Origin of the sequence: Vibrio sp. 1167 (genome assembly GCF_033340375.1) — a bacterium.
GTDB lineage: Bacteria > Pseudomonadota > Gammaproteobacteria > Enterobacterales > Vibrionaceae > Vibrio > Vibrio alginolyticus.
In genome coordinates, this window is the sequence record NZ_JAWOWK010000008.1 from 145,480 (window position 1) to 162,306 (window position 16,827).

Consider the following 16,827-nt stretch of genomic DNA (forward strand, 5'->3'; position numbering starts at 1 on the left):
GATAGAAAATTACTCTCTTTAGTTTCCACCGCCTTTCTAAGCACCTCATTTGCAATTGAGCAATAGTATTTCGAGAAACTCAGGAGAGTAAACTGAACGAGTGTTGCTACTATTAAAAATATCTTCATATTTACATCACCGCATAATGCCCCGCTAAGAGATGAGTAATTCAATACAGAAGCCACTAAAAATCATCTTAATCACTCAACGTATTGCGCCGTAAAAATACCACACGTTGCGAATCAACTTTGAGCAGTTTGTTATAACTCTGATTTCGCATTAATGTATAGCTTATGAACATCGTCTGAATTAGAAAAGTCTATACAGTAGGCCAATTTGATCACGTTACCATTTTTTGATTTGTAAATAGCCATATCATATTTTTCCAATAGCTCGCTAACCCCAAAGAATGACTCCAAAGGAAGCTCGGAAAACTCTCTGTAGCCTTGCATCGCCGTTATCGCATCTTTCGCAACAGCTGATCCTTTGTAATTAGTCGCAATGCAAGATGAGAGAGCGAAGTTTTTAAACAGTTGCTCATCGCTTTGAATACTTAGTGGATTCGCGGCCTCTCCTACACTACAAAGAGCAATACTTATGCTGGTTACTAGTACTCTACATTTCATAAATTAAACCTTTTGCTTCCTAAGAGTTACAGCACATTATTAAGGAGAGAGTATCACAATACAAAACTGCCCCACATCACTTAAATCAACTCATAGTGAAAATGCCATGTGTAACCACTCTTGTTGTGAACCAATTATTAGCCCACTACAGACTAATACATATACCCTAACCAATCTATATGACCAAAAGCCCAAGTTTTGCCGCTGATAGGTTTAACATATAAATCATCTAGTTGCTCTACAGCAACACCGTAATTTTTATGTTCGTGAACTCGCAACCAAGAACTTAGAGAGTTAAGGCGCTGATAACCATTAGCCAGATAAAAACGCTCCAAATCGGAGACTAAAATGATGAAGTCGACATCTTTAGTGGACGCATACTCGCTGAGTTGAGACAACATTGTTGTGCCAATACCTTGTCTTTGAACTGTGCTCTCGACACAAAAGTCACTCACACCTAATACTTTATAAATTTCATCACCAACGCGAACAGCTCTGTAGTCTAATCCCATGTAACCAACTAACTGATCACCTTCGTAATTCAGAACTCTCATATGCGGGAGTTGCTTATAGTAAGAGCGAGTAACTTGGTGTTCAGGAAACGACTTGTTTCTAAGAGCTTCAATTGCATTATGCTGCGCTTTAGATAACTCGATTTCTGGGTAAATATCCATATTTGACCTTTGAGTATTAATGACCTTTTGGAGTTGAGCAACGCAATACAAAAGCCGCCGCATACCGATTTAATCACTGAGCTCAACGCCCAGTTAATGCCACGAGTTGAGAATCAATATTAGACAGTTTGTTAGTTTACATTTCGCACGAATCACGCGATTTAATTAAATTGAACATTTCATGCGATACATTATGATCTAACTGTACACTCAATTGGGAACTGGCCATGCATACATTAACAGCCAATGATGCCAAACAAAATTTCGACGAACTACTTCTAAGCGCACAACGCGAGCCAGTAAAAATCAGCAAAAACAGTAAAGATACTCTGCTATCAGGGTTTCAGATGCTAGCTGATAATCCAGATTTAGGAAGAAGTTGTGACGAGATGTACCCAAATGGCTTTTATTTCCCGATAGGAAAACACACAGCTTATTTCACCAAAGAAGATAACTTTATCTTAGTTGTTGCTGTATTAGGTCAATCACAGCTACCCCAGAATCATCTGAAATAACACGATTTTCACCTTAGAAGCATAATTAGGGTGAGAGTTTATCCATGTAAACTAACGCCGCATTAAGGTGTGAGCAACGCTACCACGAAACTTAACCAGACCACCATAAAGACAAAACCCAACGATGGAGTGAAAAATGCCATGCGTTGGGAATCACTCTTAAATGCTTTGTTATTTGAATTTATTATGGGCTACTCTACTTCGATGAAATCATCATCACACTTACCACCATGTTGTTTCTTGTATTTTTCAAACTCTATATCTGTTTCTAAGTCACCAGTAGGCCAACCAGCATCTAGTTGTGTCAGCATGTCAGATATTGGCGACCAGCCGACAATATCAGAAGTCGTTTTATTCAACCAACATTTACCATCCCAGTATAAGTAGTCATACGAGCCAAAACCACTAAGATGTCTTATTGCAACTAAGTAGACACCAATTTCGCTAGGCTCTGTACCCTCAAACCATGTAGCTTTGATCTTAACTTTACTCATTATTTCTGATTCCTAAATGCTTCCACCTTATCAATTAACCAACTCATAGACTCGGGTCTTCTCGCCGGCGCATGAGCACCATCCACCAAGAAATCGATTATAAAGTAAGTATTGATGCATGTAGCATCCTCAGTATAAATTAAGACACTATCACTTGTATTAATATAGCCAAGTTTTAGCGTTTTAACTTTATCTAGTATATGAATATGCATTAACCCAACATCTTCTGCTGCAGGAGCTGGTCTATGATATGGGACTTCTTTACCAAAATATGATATCTGATGACCTTGCTTGTGACGGCTTAAAGTCATGAATTAATAAATCTAGGTCTTTGTTAAGTTTTCTTTCCTCACTGAGAACCCTAGTTACGTATACTTTGACCTCCATGTTTAAACCGTTTCTCTTTTATTTGACTTCTACAAATTCAGTGAAACTTTCACTTTGCCTATCTTTAGCACGCTCAAAGCTCCTTTTTGCTCTATTTATAGCAACATAATGAGAGGGGAAAGTTTCCTGTTTTTTCGCCTTAGATCTTGATTTTTATTTCATTTTTACTCCTTTAACGTTAAATATCTAAATCTAAATTCCAATAACGCTCTGTTAAGGTGTGAGCAACGCAATACAAAAGCCGCCGCATACCACCTTAAAAACTAAAACCAACGCATAGTGAAAATACCACGCGTTGCGAATCACTCTGAAACAGTTTGTTAGTTGATGTGACTTCAAATATTACACTAGCCACAGAATATAGATGCCTTATCAGGAACAATATATGCAACTCAATCTACAGTAAGGGGTGGCCATGGGAAAACCCACAGCAACAATAACATCAATGCACATCTGCCCCAAAGTCACCGCTAAAATTCCGCATGTGGGCGGCCCTGTTGTCGTTGGTTCACCCAATGTTAAAATTGGTGGGTTACCTGCGGCTCGAAAAGGGGACCGTCTTGTTTGTGTTGGTCCACCAGATTCCATAAGCCAAGATTCTAGTTTGGTGTTTATCAATGGAAAGCTCGCAGTTCTTATGGGGGCACGGAACGGCTCACGGCAGTAAAATAGTAATTGGAAACCCAACAGTGCTCGTAGGAGACAGTGGCAGTCAAGCTTCTACGCCAAAACCTAAAAGTGCTACAGGCTCTGCGACACAGACAAACTCACTAACTAATGATTCAGTTGGGAATATTCCCCGTGAGCAGAAACCAATTGTTAAGGTTAGTGCAGGACAAGCTTCAGGCATAAAAGGGAAACAGAGATCGTGGGCGTTCGAACTAGAACCTCCTGAACCGAATACTCTATATGAGGTAACCTCAACTCATGAAGGAAGCCCAGTAACGTACACCTACGAAACCGACGCACAAGGTAGAACAATACGAATAACGGGGAAACTGCAAAAGTCTCCCATTAAAAATCAAGCTATGCGTGATAAACTGCACCGTAATTCATCTACTCAATCAAAGTATGGAGGGGATGACCCAAACTATGATGGTGGTCACTGGCACTTGATGAAGGAAAATACGTGGAAGTAGATATCCGAATTAAGTATGGTAAAGGAGAGACACAGTCCAAACTTATTTCAAAGTGGACTGTAAATGGTGGCTCCACCAATCGTTTGGTATTTAAGAATTAAGGTAAATTTATGTTTTCATCAGCGGAAGAAATTTATAACCATATTGGAGGAGCTATCTCGGAGGTGGTTCCCGAACAGTGGTGTGTAGCTTGGGTTGACATTGCTATGAACCTTTCTACTAGAGCGGTATATTTTCAAGACCGGTACTTAGTAGATGCTAACTCAGATGATGTGAAGGATCTCGACATCTATAGTTCTGATAACATTGAACTTGATGATGCCTTTAGTGACTTATTTGATTTAATGTCTAGTAAAGAACAGAGCAAGCCTTGGAATAAAGCTCGTTTTGTTGTTCATCCTGACGGTGATTTTAAAATTGAATTTAAATGGGATGAGGATTGGGCATGGTTAAGTTCATTAGCTCCAGATAAAGATATATATCCTGATAGCGAAACTATGCAATTAATTGAAACATGGGATGGCCTTGGTGAAAATGCTTACCGCCCTTGGTTTGATCCGGATTCAGCCATGTTTAAAAAAGACTAACACAAACTTTTAATAAAACTCCACAACCACTTACGAAATGAAGTAAGTGGTTGTGGCTTCAATCTAAAAGACCTAGCTTATCACCTAACGCCCAATTAAGGGGTGAGTAACGCAACATCTATGTCACAGCAGACCACCTTAATCACTGAACTCAACGCATAGTAAAAATGCCACGCGTTACGAATCCCTCTTGAACAGTTTGTTAGTTGCAATTTTTACCCACTTCAGCTGAACAAGTGATATCGAACGTAGGGCTCAACAGACAAACATGACAATGCTTTTCCACCGCTTCTCCTTGAGCTGATCGCAAAATGTCAGACTCCTTAAAACCACTGCCATTTACTGTAAAGTGTAAGTTTGCCGATTTATATAAACGAGGCTCTGATTCTGTTAGGGCGAAAGTAACCGTATTTTCTAGGCCTTTAACTTCAACACCTTGATCTTGCAGTAACAAGACGACATCCGTAGCACTGCATGAACCTAAAGCCGACAATAGAATTTCCGTTGGGCAAGAGGCTTTCTCAGTTGTAGCGTCAACATTAAACGTAAAGCCGTCTTCAGCTGACACTTTAAAACGACAATCACCATCCACTTTATATTAATACTCATACTTCCCTACTTTTTGATGTCACTATTGTTGATTGCACTTAACGCCTTATTAAGGCGTGAGCAACGCAATACCGAGTCCACCGCATAAAACCTTAATCACTAAATTCAACGCATAGTAAAAATGCCACGCGTTGCGAATCCCTCTTAAACAGTTTGTTATGCGAAATTCGACAATGCTGATTTGTACGCCTTTCTAGCCTCGGTACTTAAGTAGCTATCCATACCTTGGAACAGTTCAAATAGCTCAGCACCATATTTGAGTTTGAACTCTGCACTGCTATAAACAAGCTCTAACTCATTAGCGACCTTTAACTCGCAAAACAATTTCACCATTGCACTGTCGAGTTTGAATGTTGAACCAGTAAATCTGTCTTTAAATTGGATTTCTAGCACTTTGCCAAATTGAGGGAATACATACTTTCGGTCGCATGAGCAATACAAATAAACCAATGCTTCTTCATCATTACCAATAATTCGCGCTATTTCTTGGCGCTGGCTTAGCGACACCATATTTTCATCGAAATCCGCTGTTCCATACGCGGCATGAAAGAGACCTGCGATTTGAAGTAACTCGCTACTACCCCAGTTAATTAGAACTTGTTCAGTGCCTTTCAGGTGTACTTCCAATGAACCGTTAAGGTGCTTAAAGTCACCCGCTCCAAGTTCTTGAAGCATTCCAAATTTATCCATAAATCTCAATTCCCTTTAGGTCGCATAACGCCCTGTTAAGGTGTGAGCAACGCAATACCGACGCTTCCGCACAACACCTTAACCACTAAACGCAACGCATAGCAAAAATGCCATACGTTGCGAATCACTCTTAAATAGTTTGTTATGTAACTTTACTCAACCTGAGTTAACAAGCTCAGATTTTCTAGAAAAAAAGGATCGTATTCCAAAGTAAAACACTTCGCGAGTAAAGGAGACGTCTCATTCTTATAATTAATTGCGGGCTCATATTTTTTTACTAGCCTAGATACTTCAACGAAAGTGTCTGGTGATATAGAATTCATTTGCACTATACCTGCAGAGATATTTCTAATATCACCTAAGTCATAGTTTTTATGTTGAAAGTACTGATATAAACAATTCGCTCTCGCGAATTGTATTAGTCGTTCATCGATATTAGATTGGGGACCAGTATTAGCTTTTAAAGATAATGACATCAGTAAAAGTATGAAAGTCATAACCTTGATCATGTGCACTCCCAGAACAGAACTTTGTGAGTGACTGATGCATACCCTTGGTATACGCATTTATTCCCACCCCATAGGTCAGCATGCCCTGTCGCATCACTCCATCCGTCAACTTGATAGATAATTATGCCCTTACGCTCTTTAATTTTCTCTAGGTGCTCTTCGGGAGTCAGCTCTTCAGGGCTAAAGTATTTTTCTGATAGGTATTTGATAAGAATTTTGACTCGAAAAATATACCAAAATTTATCTTGTCCCGAAGAGACTTGAAGACTCATTTTTCCTTCCGGACTAATCGCGTTGTAACGAGGAATTTTGTGTTCTACGCCGCTACCATTAAGAGCTTTGGAAACTCAAATAGCACAAGCGTTTGAAAATATACCTAGTTCGTACTTCGAACCTACTTTACCACCAATTTTTTTAAAAACCACATTAGCTGGTAAAGCAGGGTAATTGGCACGAAGATTTTCCCATGTTGGCAATTTCATTTTCACCTCAATCCTTAGTAAGTATCTTAAGATATATAATGTGCCGCTGATTCGACCTCATGTAAAAAAGAGAAGAAAATTTTATAATTGAAATCATATTGTTTTGAAACTGACTAATCATGAAGTTACATAACGCCGCATTAAGGTGTGAGCAACGCTACTACGAACCGTAACCTTACCGCCGTAAACACAAAACCCAAAGATGGAACTAAAAATGCCAAGCGTTATGAATCACTCTTAAATGCTTTGTTATGTTTGTTCTAATCTTAGGAAAGAATGAAAAAACCTTTTATTGAGCTATACGTCACATTTTAAACTCACAAAACGTACCCACTAAACAGAAGCAAATATTATGCATCAAAACACCCATTTAAGGCAGAGGACATAGCAGTAAAAAAATTCATGATTCAAGGACTTGTAGTATCTGAAAGTTCTCATAACAGCATCCGTGAAATCAACAAACGAGTTACAAACATGAAGCTACTTTCTGTGCTTGGTGGATCAACCGCGACTTACCAAATTTTCTTCAAAAACACATTTGCTACAGCCACATACAATATATCAACAGCAGATTGGGAAACCTTCGCTCGTGGTGCAACATCAATACCTGTAATTACTCGAAAAATCATAAAGAATGAAGCTTTGATGCACTTTACGAGTAAAACAGGGAAAGAACTTAAATTTTGTCAGTGTACATATGAAAGCTTATAAATCAACGTTACTCTTTGTATTTACCCTCATTACATTTTCAAATTCATTTGCTTTTGATTGTGTAAATGAGCGGGACTTTGTTATTTCTGAAGATCATTGGATACATAGTTTATCACCGGAAATTCAATACTATACTGTCATGTACTTGTCTGAAAAGACGGTTGAGCAATGCTTAAAAGAGAAGCCTTCCGAAAAAACCAAAAAACTAAGGTTAAAACTCGAAAAGGCAATTGGCACTGAAAAGCTGTCTGAAATAGAGAGAGAGTTTATTTTTTTATTTGATACACGGAGTGCGTTTGATGCTTTAGGGCTAGATATAATGAGTGACGACTTTCTGCAAAAACTTAGGGACCACGAGTTCTCTAAAAACTGAGCGTCCCAAAAGCTGGTGTACCCCACAAAACCCAACCTTGAACTGAAAATGCCAAGCGTTTGGAATCACTCTTAAATGCTTTGTTATGGCGATACTTAACTTCGCGAGCCTAAGCTTTTTTCACGAACGCCGCTGTTACCATCATTTCTCCAGCACCATCGACCTTGCAGTCGAGTTGGTGCTCTTTACTATCAACAATACGTCTAACAACTGCTTTTGTACCGATTTTCAACATCAGGGAGCTACCTTTAACTTTAAGATCTTTTGCCAAAGTAACTCTGTCACCCTCGGCTAACAAAGTACCATTTGCATCCTTAACATTAATAAGTTCATCTTGGGCAAATTCACCAGGGTTCCACTCAAACGCACACTCCGGACAAACCAAGTTAGCTTGATCTTGATACACATATTCAGAATGACAATTTGGACAAGGAGAGAATGACATAAACTTTCAACTTTTCGATTAACATTTGATATATGATAAGTTGATAACGCTCGATTAGCGAGAGTTAGGGCACTATATTTAGTAATACCAACTGTGCTACCTAACTCGAATTATTCCGAAAGCCATAACGCGCATTAAGGTGTGAGCAACGCAACCACGAAACCTAACCATACCACCGTAAACACGAAACCCAACGATGGATGAAAAATGCCAAGCGTTGGGAATCACTCTTAAACGCTTTGTTATGTTTGCCTATTGGCTAAGCTTGGCGATCAAAGAGTCTAGTACCATAAGATCATTTGCTTTTTCCATATACTCATCACTGTCTTCGCCCAATTGGGATAACAGAACATGCTCTCTTTCTAGTTTTTCTTTTAAGCACAGCCTAATATAACGGAGCTCTTTTTCATTGAACATTTCAACCTACCTGTGAGTTTGGAGAATTAATAAAACATGGTCTGGCACTAGATTCTAACTGCTGCAATTTTGTCAAATATAAACTAAGAGGCATATCTTGAAGCGGACGAATTGTGAAATGATGCTTCCCTTTACCTCCATCTTCGCCCAGCGAAACATGCAAACCATTTGGTATTTTAGTATGTTGTGGAATCTTCCACCACAACGTACCAAAATGAGGGTTTCGATAATTGAAGGAGACAGCCTTCCGGATTTACAATCAACGCACTCAATTCCGTTTTTATTGTATATTTTAAAATCCCATACAGCCTCCATATCTCGTGGAGGAGTCGTTCGAATGTAATCAAACTTTGCCTTAGTTTTGCGTCCGAGCCAGAACAAGTCAAAAGGTAAAGAAATATAGAATTTGATGGGCGTATACATCTATGTGTCACTAGTTCGCGAATATGCAACAAGGGTAATTTCAGTATGATATTCATCATAACGCCAGTTGTAGGCTTCTGGAGCTCAGTCGAAAGCTCTAATTATCATATAACATTGAATTACATTAGCTTTTCGATGCCGTTGGCAAACATAACGCTCTGTTAATGGGTGAGCAACGCATTACCGAAGCGACCGCATACCACCTTAAACACTAAAATCAACGCATAGCAAAAATGCCAGGCGTACTGAATCCCTCTTGAACTGTTTGTTATGAGCGTACTTATGTTGCCCACTTACCAGACAAAAAGTTTGAAACAAACGAGGATAAGCGCAACTGTGATAAGGCCACCCCAACCGATTGTTCGTGTTATTGTTTCCGGTGATTGTGTATTTAAATGAGGAAATAAAATGGCCCCAAAAGATAACAGTGGCACAAAACCGTATAATTGCCCCATTTGTGATGACGTACCCAAAGGGAAAGGCGGAACAAACAAATACAAAATCGTATACGCAATATAGACAAGCATTGCAATACCGGCTTCCTTTACCGACGTATCACTTTCTCCATACCAAAAGTAGAACCCCACACTGACACAAAAAACAGCCACACTGATCAACAGAACTATTCTCCTAATTATTCTTTAGCTCATAACGCCACGTTAAGTAGTGAGCAACGCCACCACAAGACCTAAACCTTTGTGCAATTCACACCATTTAGCCTTATAGCCCGTGTAAATTTGAGCATCGACTTTTACAGGTATATCAACATCAAATACCGAAATAGCCAGTTCGATCTTTTCCAGAGACTCACCTTTCACCCTGAACCCGAGGCTAGAACCACAGTTAGAACAGAACATTCTAGTCGTTCCGTTTGATGCAACAAACTCTTTGAGTAAATGCTTACCTGTAAGCCAACTTAAACCTTTGACCCCAACCAGTTTCCCAAACGCTGCACCGTGAAATTTTCGACACATAGAACAATGACAATTAGCTACTTTTTCACTAAACCCACTAACAGAAAATCGGACGCCTCCGCATAAACATGAACCTTCAAATCCTGCACACATCCTGAGTTTTCCTCCCTATTGCATAACGCCGCATTAAGGTGTGAGCAACGCTACCACGAAACCTAACCAAACCTTCGTAAATACAAAATGCCAAGCGTTGGGAATCACTCTTAAATGCTTTGTTAGCTCTCTGCTTGTTCAGGTAGCAACTGCTCTAGCTTCAAACCATATTCTGCTTCATTGCTTTTATATTCATCTTTCAAATATTCAAAAAACTGAGTCAAATGAACTAAGTATTCCTCATAATCTTCACGTTCTCGCAAAGTTTCACTATGTAACAAGTTTTGATTATATAGAACAGCATCTCTAACTGCCGATAATAGCATCGGTACATATGGCTTAGGTATATTCATCTTACGCAGCCTCTCTTACTGCTAACTTCGCTAATTTACTCAATAGTAACTTAAACTTTGACAAGGGCATATCATAAGCAGGAGCGATAGTGTAATGATACGCACCAAAACGAGGGTTATACTGATCTTTAACTATCGCCAACCCAGAAGGTAAAGGTGTGCCCTCTGGTATCCGATAGTGCTGCCAATTTGGTCCCTGTGGTATCCCTGGTCGATCAAACGTACTGATGCCTCTTGGCAGGTCTTTCACTAACACTCTCGCATCAACTCCCATTCCTTTAATAGTAATGTCAGCAGGTCTAGGTCTACCATTTAAAAGAAGTAGAGTATCTTCAATTAGTTCAAAAAGCTCCATACCTTTTTTAACATTTAATCCTCTCCACAAATTAAGAGGTACTTTACCCTCATAATAGTTATGAATTTGCCCCTTATCTAACAACACATCTTTTAGCAATGTAACAGTTTCCATGTTTCCTCCTTTTGCTTAAATTCTCGAGAGAGCTAACGCCTTGCTAAGGTGTGAGTAACGCAATACAAAAGATACCGCACAGCGCCTTAATCACCATAAGCCACCGCAAAGTAAAAATGCCACGCGTTACGAATCACTCTTAAGCAATTTGTTAGTACATGCGCTACTTCTATTTATGCGCTCCAAGATATTGAAAACTTAAATGATATGAAAGACTTTGAACACTGAGGTGAGACGGGCAGCTACAAAACTTAAAACCGATAGAGAGACGAAAGTTGGCTAGAAGAAAAACGTACTGAACTACCCTACATTCATTAGCTTCAAATTAGAAAAGGATTCTTTCCTCGTACTTCAACAGCCACACCAAAAGTAATCAAGGTTCTCTCAAAAACCACTACGAAAATGAAGAAGAGCCAAAGAAATAGGCTAAGAGTTAGAAGCCGTAAACGGTGAAATCAAAGCGAACACTCCGCATATAGTGCCACCGGAAAGAACGTGAAAGGCACTAACTTAAAGGTGTAAATATGAGCGCCAAAACAGATAAACACCAAAACTGATGACCTTTGATGTCAAACCCGTACTAACGCCCTGCTAAGGGGTGAACAACGCAATACAAAAGCCTACGCATACTACTTTAATCACTAACCCCAACGCATAGTAAAAATGCCACGCGTGCCGAATCACTCTTGAAGAACTTGTTATGTTGAGATGTTAAGTAACGCGTTCATGACTATCTAGCATCTTCACAGGCAACTGGTTTTCAACTAGAAAATGGTAAAATCTTAGCTCTTCAATTAAGTCAGGAAAAGCTAGTTCAAAGTCTTGATAGGTCTGATTTTTGAAACGAAACCTTACCGTATGTTCAAACCTTTTGGTTTGCGCATACAAAATTTCATTAATATCAGCAGTATTTATACTTGTACCTAAAAGAGATAAACTATTACCATCAAGCACAACTTCTAGCGACTGTTTCGGTTTGGATGTTAAATACTCAGCAGCTAAAGATACAGCACAAAAAATGCGATGTATCCTAATTGTGTTAAAAATGGAGCCTTAGATATCTCGACTAAGTAGTAAGCAAACATGCCACAAATTAATACTCTAGTGATAAAGCTATACATTAATTTAAAACTGACCAATTTACTTTGTCTCAATAAAGTTTTCATAACTCCCTTCTCAACATAACGCCGCGTTAAGGGGCGCAGGCACGCAATACAAAAGTGACCGCATACCACCTTAAACACTAAAACCAACGCATAGTAAAAATGCCTCGCGTTGCGAATTACTCTTAAACAGTTTGTTATGTGAATTCTCGATTGAAACGCCGAACTTTTGTACGCATATTTTTCATAGGTGATGATGTATTAAACTGAATCATGCGCCCCAAAGTCTATTGTTCATACCACGCAACACCATAGGAATCATGGTCACTTAAGCTTGAAATGAGTAAAAGTATCTCGTTAACTGTAGACTCAAGCTCAATGAGTAAATCATCATATTTCCACTCACAGTACTCTTCGTGGAAGCTTTCAGCGAGTGAGCCTAATTGGTTCCATTTATAACCAGTTTCCGGGAAATCAACATGTTGGTTTTGATATCTTAAGTGATGCCATTTAAGAATGAGTTTCCCCAACCAATCAAGTAAGCCACTGTATCACTAACGCTAATGGCTTTACCTTTGACGTTTCCCTCTACTCCAGGTTTGCGAGCTTTGCCTTCCGGAATTGAACGATAGTCAGCCATGAGTTTCGGAAATATTGAGTTTATAGCCAACTCCAATTCATCCTTATTTCTTGGCACAGAAGACATTTTGACCTCCATTCACATAACGCTCTGTTAAGGTGTGAGCAACGCAATACCAATGCTTCCGCATATCACCTTAACCACTAAACGCAACGCATAGCAAAAATGCCACGCGTTGCGAATCACTCTAAAACAGTTTGTTAGCTTTATTTTAGAGAAGGTCTCTTGAAAAATTAACCACATTATCTCCAAATACACTTATAGCATCGTTTCGTAGTGATTTAATGAGCAACCTCAATTCAATCAGATCGTTACCGTAGTCTGATATTTCATCGTCAGAGTTCTCACAAACATGTGCCCATTGCTTTTCCAATGACTCCAAACCTTCTAGGACTAATTTCATATCCGAAGATGCTAAATCTAAAGTTATCCGTCTCAAACTACTTTACCCTCGTTTTTAAACACCATTGTTGCTTTCAAAGCCATCTCTTCCAGTAACCCCTTATACTTATCTAAAGGCATATTTGTGACAGGTGCGATACCGTAATGATGTGGCTTATCATTTACAAGCTTTAGCCCCTGAGGAGGGCGCGTGTTGGGTGGAAACCTCCAAACCCAACCCGTCATGTTAGATTGGTTAATACCAGTCTTGTCAAATACACTGATCCCCTTTCCATTAGCAATTATTACCGTTATACCATTTAACTGCATCGTGTCCACATCCTTAGATCCCACATGCGATAGCTTGGGAGTTTCCTTATTACCAATCCTAAATAGTTCTTCGGGTAAGATGTAAATTACCACCTTCTAAAGAAGGTGGCTTTGTGTGAGCCCCCTAAAAGAGGGCCTTTGTTTAGTCCAGCGCCAATTGCTGCTGCTCTACTCGCTCTTGCTTCTCTTGATGTCTTACATATCGGCGTATTATTTCTTCATTGATTCCAACACTATCGACAAAATAGCCTCTTTGCCAAAAGTGATTACCCCAAAGCCTGTTCTTCCTAAGGTGAAGAAACTTGATTGTATCTACTCATGTTATTTGTCCTCTTTGACTTCTGGAAAAATCAAAGATGCATTTAGCATGAGTAGATTTACAGGCAAAGCCAAAGCGGATGATAACCACCTACTGAAGTAGGTGGTTTAGGGCTGAAAATAAAAATCTTTCGGAAACATAATTAACTCCAGATGAAATAAAACCTGAACATTAATTACGAACTAACAAGTGACCTAATTGTCGATATTAAATATACGATGGAGTTAAAACTCGTGTGTAATAGCCATGAAAAGTGGTGTACCCCACAAAAAGTAGACAGTACATAACTACATACTTTCGTACTCGACCGGACTGACATGCCCTAACGCTGAGTGCCTTCTTCTGAGATTGTAAAATACCTCGATGTATTCGAAGGTGCCCATTCGGGCTTCTTCGAGAGTTTGGTAGTCTTCTGCGTATATCAGTTCGACTTTCAGTCGGCTGTAGAACGACTCCATCACCATATTATCCCAACAGTTACCCTGTCGGCTCATGCTCGGTACACCTCCATGCTTGCGCATGAAGTCTTGATATATATGCTCTGTATTGTACACCACGGTCTGAGTGGATAATGACGCCCTTAGACGGCTTACGTGACTCAAACGCCATTTTTAACGCATTAGTGATGAGCTCGACGGTCATCGTTGTCCCTAGCGACCAACCCACGATACGCCTTGAATACAGGCCCATCACTGTCGCCAAGAAGAGCCAACGGCTCTTCACCCAGATATACGTGATGTCCGTGACCCACTTCTGATTTGGCATCTCAGACTCAAAGTCTCTTCGCAGTAAATTGTCAGCAACATTCCTCATCGCAGCCACATCCTTGCTGTATTTAAACCCTTTACCATTACGTGCCCTGATACCTTTTTCCTTCATGATATCAGCCACATAATTCACGCAGCAGGCATAGCCTGCTTCGTTGAGCTCTTCGGCTATTCGCACTGAGCCGTAACGTGCCCGATATTGGGCAAAGGTACACATGACAAGCTGTTCAAAGCGCTTTCGCCTCTTTGAACGCTCATTTGGCGTATGATGACACCACTTGTAATAACCACCTCGACTCACCTCTAACGCACGGCACATTAAGCTAATGGAATACTCACCGACATAGCTTTCGATGAATTCGTACTTCACTCTTGTTGCTTCGCGAAGTACGCCGAGACCTTTTTTAGGAATTCCATTTCATCTTTGAGTCGCTTGTTCTCGCGCCTTAACGCTCGAAGCTCTTCGGACTCTTTCTTCGAATAATCGACACTATCTAAGGTGTTAAACTGTTTATCAGATAGGCGTGTGAACTGGCGCTTCCAGTTCCGGTTCTGCTGGGCACTGATGCCCAGCTCCTTGGCAACGGAGACGGCTGTTCGGCCAGGAAGACTGGCCAAGCGGACTGCTTCTTTGCGGAACTATTCGGTGTACGCTGGATTACGATGTTTAGCCATAAATCACCTCTCAATTAGACCCTAGATCTAACTTAGTAAAGTGTCTACTAAACGTGGGGTACTCGGCCGCATAACGCCTTAACCACTAAAACCAACGCATAGTAAAAATGCCATGCGTGCCGAATCACTCTTGAACAATTTGTTAGCTTTCTAGCCAACGAAGTACGCTGAATCATTTTCTGCAAACAAACAGTCTAACGGGTAAGGAAGCTCAAACCTTGGCATATTCCCCTTTGAAAACCATTTAAGGCTTACCGCTTCATCATCGATTACGGATTGAGAAGAACTTTCTACTACACATTTGAACATGATGACTGTGTATTCAACTTGAACACCATTTGGGTATGTAAAACCAAAACCCTCACCACCAAATACACCAAGTAGGCGATCTACTTTTACATCTAAACCTGTTTCCTCGCGCACTTCCCTGGTCAATGCTTCCACTGACGACTCTTGAGGTTCAATCATTCCGGCAGGAAGACTCCATGTACCATCTGATTTTTGCTGAAGTAGTAGCTCTTTGTTTTCATTTAAAATGATACCCGCAACGCCGGGGATAAGAAGTGGCATCGTTCCAATCTTAGAACGAACCTCTTTGATATAGTCACTTGCGCTCAATTTTCCTCCTTGAAAGCTAACGCCCAATTAAGGTGTTAAGCACGCATTGACCAAGTCGCTGCATAGCACTTCAACACCGAAAGCCAACGCATGGCAAGAATGCCACGCGTGCTGAATCACTCTTAAATTGTTTGTTAGCTCACTTGGATTCAAGATTCCTCTGTACCAACCTTCATCTTTGCTCGAAATGCTGAATTTAGACCTATAAAGAACAAAGCATTTGTTATCACAAAAACAAAAATGATCATAATGGACAAACTATTACCTGAAATCGCTACTGTTAGGGAATGCTGACAGAATGCTCCCATTAGACACAGCGCCAGAGGCCTCAAAAAGGTTACGGAGAAAGGCAACTTTTCCTGTGTCAACATGTGTAACATTATTAACACATGAGACGAGTGAACTATTGCTAGTGCAAAAATAATAACTAACACGGAAATCAACATTATAAATCACCTGCTTTTAGTAGCCCTCTTCTCAACAACTCGTCTTGTGCACTTTTACTGTTTGAGTGCGTTTGACAAGCAATTATGCTGACCATTATTACCAAAATGGCGGAAGCCCTTTTAGCATTGATTTCGTTTAACCCAACCTTTGAGCCTACCTGAGCTACGACAGTAGATGTAATAGTCGTTTTAAATTGTTTTGATATGTGCCGAGGGGCTTCTTTTACCCCTTTTTCAGATACTTTGTATAAAACGCCTGCAACGCTAGCAACCGTTATTGGAACTGTAATATCGATACCAATTAGCTTAATTGCGTCTGTAACATCATTGTTCGTATCGAAAAATTTTCTAAGTTTCTTTATCCGATAGTGACCAAGAAAACCAATATGGATTTGCCAACTACTTGTGATATTAACCCATACAAGGCTGATTTCAGCTGATTGTCAGGCAAGTCTAGTATTTTGCGAAGAACCTCTGACTGCTTGTTTCTTAGTAGCTCTCTATACAGGACTATTCCTGTCATTATAACTACAGAGTTAGCCTGTTGCCTTAAACGTGATAAGTACTTCTCCATGCCA

The 16,827-nt window shown here is 40.0% G+C and carries 20 protein-coding genes and 4 pseudogenes; 6 read left to right on the plus strand and 18 right to left on the minus strand.

All coding sequences use genetic code 11. The annotated features are described in order from the left end of the window. Positions 1–260: 260 nt before the first annotated feature. Positions 261–626 (minus strand): T6SS amidase immunity protein Tai4 family protein, encoded by a 366-nt coding sequence (locus R7Z78_RS17490; RefSeq protein WP_053306977.1) that lies wholly within the window; start codon positions 624–626, stop codon positions 261–263. A 152-nt stretch (positions 627–778) separates the two neighbouring features. Next, positions 779–1,300: a GNAT family N-acetyltransferase gene (locus R7Z78_RS17495; protein ID WP_033907474.1), complete on the minus strand. Its 522-nt coding sequence runs from the start codon at positions 1,298–1,300 to the stop codon at positions 779–781. Between the two features lie 227 nt (positions 1,301–1,527). On the opposite strand from R7Z78_RS17495, the gene R7Z78_RS17500 reads away from it, so the two are divergent. Beyond that, positions 1,528–1,815, plus strand: coding sequence for a type II toxin-antitoxin system RelE/ParE family toxin (locus tag R7Z78_RS17500; protein WP_081886442.1), 288 nt, complete (start codon positions 1,528–1,530; stop codon positions 1,813–1,815). Between the two features lie 191 nt (positions 1,816–2,006). Here R7Z78_RS17500 and R7Z78_RS17505 read toward each other — a convergent pair whose 3' ends face one another. After that, complete coding sequence (locus R7Z78_RS17505; RefSeq protein ID WP_033907473.1) at positions 2,007–2,309, minus strand: hypothetical protein; 303 nt, start codon at positions 2,307–2,309, stop codon at positions 2,007–2,009. Further along, a complete protein-coding gene (locus R7Z78_RS17510) occupies positions 2,309–2,620 on the minus strand; it encodes a type II toxin-antitoxin system YafO family toxin (protein ID WP_198039106.1) in 312 nt (103 codons plus the stop codon). The genes R7Z78_RS17505 and R7Z78_RS17510 overlap by 1 nt, the downstream gene beginning before the upstream one ends. A 491-nt stretch (positions 2,621–3,111) precedes the next feature. On the opposite strand from R7Z78_RS17510, the gene R7Z78_RS17515 reads away from it, so the two are divergent. The 3 genes from R7Z78_RS17515 (at position 3,112) to R7Z78_RS17525 (ending at position 4,422) form a co-directional block, all read left to right on the plus strand. Next, positions 3,112–3,363: a PAAR domain-containing protein gene (locus R7Z78_RS17515; protein WP_311764749.1), complete on the plus strand. Its 252-nt coding sequence runs from the start codon at positions 3,112–3,114 to the stop codon at positions 3,361–3,363. Continuing rightward, the gene (locus R7Z78_RS17520) at positions 3,314–3,835 is read left to right on the plus strand and encodes a hypothetical protein (protein ID WP_226977619.1); all 522 of its coding nucleotides are present in this window, start codon (positions 3,314–3,316) and stop codon (positions 3,833–3,835) included. Before R7Z78_RS17515 ends, R7Z78_RS17520 begins: the two co-directional genes overlap by 50 nt. 110 nt (positions 3,836–3,945) lie before the next feature. Beyond that, positions 3,946–4,422 (plus strand): immunity protein YezG family protein, encoded by a 477-nt coding sequence (locus R7Z78_RS17525; RefSeq protein WP_064354022.1) that lies wholly within the window; start codon positions 3,946–3,948, stop codon positions 4,420–4,422. 202 nt (positions 4,423–4,624) lie between these two features. Here R7Z78_RS17525 and R7Z78_RS17530 read toward each other — a convergent pair whose 3' ends face one another. The 3 genes and pseudogenes from R7Z78_RS17530 to R7Z78_RS17540 all read right to left on the minus strand — a co-directional run. Next, positions 4,625–4,990 (minus strand): OsmC family protein, encoded by a 366-nt coding sequence (locus R7Z78_RS17530; protein ID WP_226977620.1) that lies wholly within the window; start codon positions 4,988–4,990, stop codon positions 4,625–4,627. A gap of 197 nt (positions 4,991–5,187) precedes the next feature. Then, positions 5,188–5,721, minus strand: a complete 534-nt coding sequence (locus R7Z78_RS17535) for a DUF6817 domain-containing protein (RefSeq protein ID WP_104975378.1) — start codon at positions 5,719–5,721, stop codon at positions 5,188–5,190. A gap of 505 nt (positions 5,722–6,226) precedes the next feature. Continuing rightward, a pseudogene (locus tag R7Z78_RS17540) lies at positions 6,227–6,565 on the minus strand (T6SS effector amidase Tae4 family protein); the annotation flags it as partial. A gap of 549 nt (positions 6,566–7,114) precedes the next feature. On the opposite strand from R7Z78_RS17540, the gene R7Z78_RS17545 reads away from it, so the two are divergent. Next, a complete protein-coding gene (locus R7Z78_RS17545; RefSeq protein ID WP_064354026.1) occupies positions 7,115–7,423 on the plus strand; it encodes a hypothetical protein in 309 nt (102 codons plus the stop codon). Then, positions 7,410–7,796 carry a hypothetical protein gene (locus R7Z78_RS17550; protein WP_064354028.1) on the plus strand — a complete coding sequence of 129 codons (387 nt, stop codon included), beginning with the start codon at positions 7,410–7,412 and terminating at the stop codon, positions 7,794–7,796. The genes R7Z78_RS17545 and R7Z78_RS17550 overlap by 14 nt, the downstream gene beginning before the upstream one ends. Before the next feature lie 109 nt (positions 7,797–7,905). Here R7Z78_RS17550 and R7Z78_RS17555 read toward each other — a convergent pair whose 3' ends face one another. From R7Z78_RS17555 to R7Z78_RS17610, 11 genes and pseudogenes are all read right to left on the minus strand, one after another. Further along, the gene (locus R7Z78_RS17555; RefSeq protein WP_104975379.1) at positions 7,906–8,241 is read right to left on the minus strand and encodes a zinc ribbon domain-containing protein YjdM; all 336 of its coding nucleotides are present in this window, start codon (positions 8,239–8,241) and stop codon (positions 7,906–7,908) included. A 1,499-nt stretch (positions 8,242–9,740) separates the two neighbouring features. Next, positions 9,741–10,148: a GFA family protein gene (locus tag R7Z78_RS17565; protein WP_104975382.1), complete on the minus strand. Its 408-nt coding sequence runs from the start codon at positions 10,146–10,148 to the stop codon at positions 9,741–9,743. A 122-nt stretch (positions 10,149–10,270) separates the two neighbouring features. After that, entirely contained in the window at positions 10,271–10,501 is a 231-nt protein-coding gene (locus R7Z78_RS17570) for a hypothetical protein (RefSeq protein ID WP_104975383.1), read from the minus strand. 1 nt (position 10,502) lies between these two features. Further along, on the minus strand, positions 10,503–10,970 hold the full coding sequence (locus R7Z78_RS17575) for a hypothetical protein (RefSeq protein WP_104975384.1): 468 nt from the start codon (positions 10,968–10,970) through the stop codon (positions 10,503–10,505). Positions 10,971–12,270: 1,300 nt separating this feature from the next. Further along, positions 12,271–12,779: pseudogene (locus R7Z78_RS17580) on the minus strand (ClbS/DfsB family four-helix bundle protein). A 369-nt stretch (positions 12,780–13,148) separates the two neighbouring features. Next, positions 13,149–13,424, minus strand: a complete 276-nt coding sequence (locus R7Z78_RS17585) for a hypothetical protein (RefSeq protein WP_169644106.1) — start codon at positions 13,422–13,424, stop codon at positions 13,149–13,151. 142 nt (positions 13,425–13,566) lie between these two features. After that, positions 13,567–13,728, minus strand: a pseudogene (locus R7Z78_RS17590) (transposase); the annotation flags it as partial. A 302-nt stretch (positions 13,729–14,030) separates the two neighbouring features. Then, complete coding sequence (locus R7Z78_RS17595) at positions 14,031–14,237, minus strand: IS3 family transposase (RefSeq protein WP_169644108.1); 207 nt, start codon at positions 14,235–14,237, stop codon at positions 14,031–14,033. Further along, positions 14,221–14,880 carry an IS3 family transposase gene (locus tag R7Z78_RS17600; RefSeq protein ID WP_169644111.1) on the minus strand — a complete coding sequence of 220 codons (660 nt, stop codon included), beginning with the start codon at positions 14,878–14,880 and terminating at the stop codon, positions 14,221–14,223. The genes R7Z78_RS17595 and R7Z78_RS17600 overlap by 17 nt, the downstream gene beginning before the upstream one ends. After that, positions 14,877–15,137, minus strand: a pseudogene (locus R7Z78_RS17605) (transposase); the annotation flags it as partial. The pseudogene R7Z78_RS17605 and the gene R7Z78_RS17600, both read right to left, overlap by 4 nt. 198 nt (positions 15,138–15,335) lie before the next feature. Beyond that, positions 15,336–15,803: an NUDIX domain-containing protein gene (locus R7Z78_RS17610; protein WP_104975392.1), complete on the minus strand. Its 468-nt coding sequence runs from the start codon at positions 15,801–15,803 to the stop codon at positions 15,336–15,338. Positions 15,804–16,827: the final 1,024 nt, after the last annotated feature.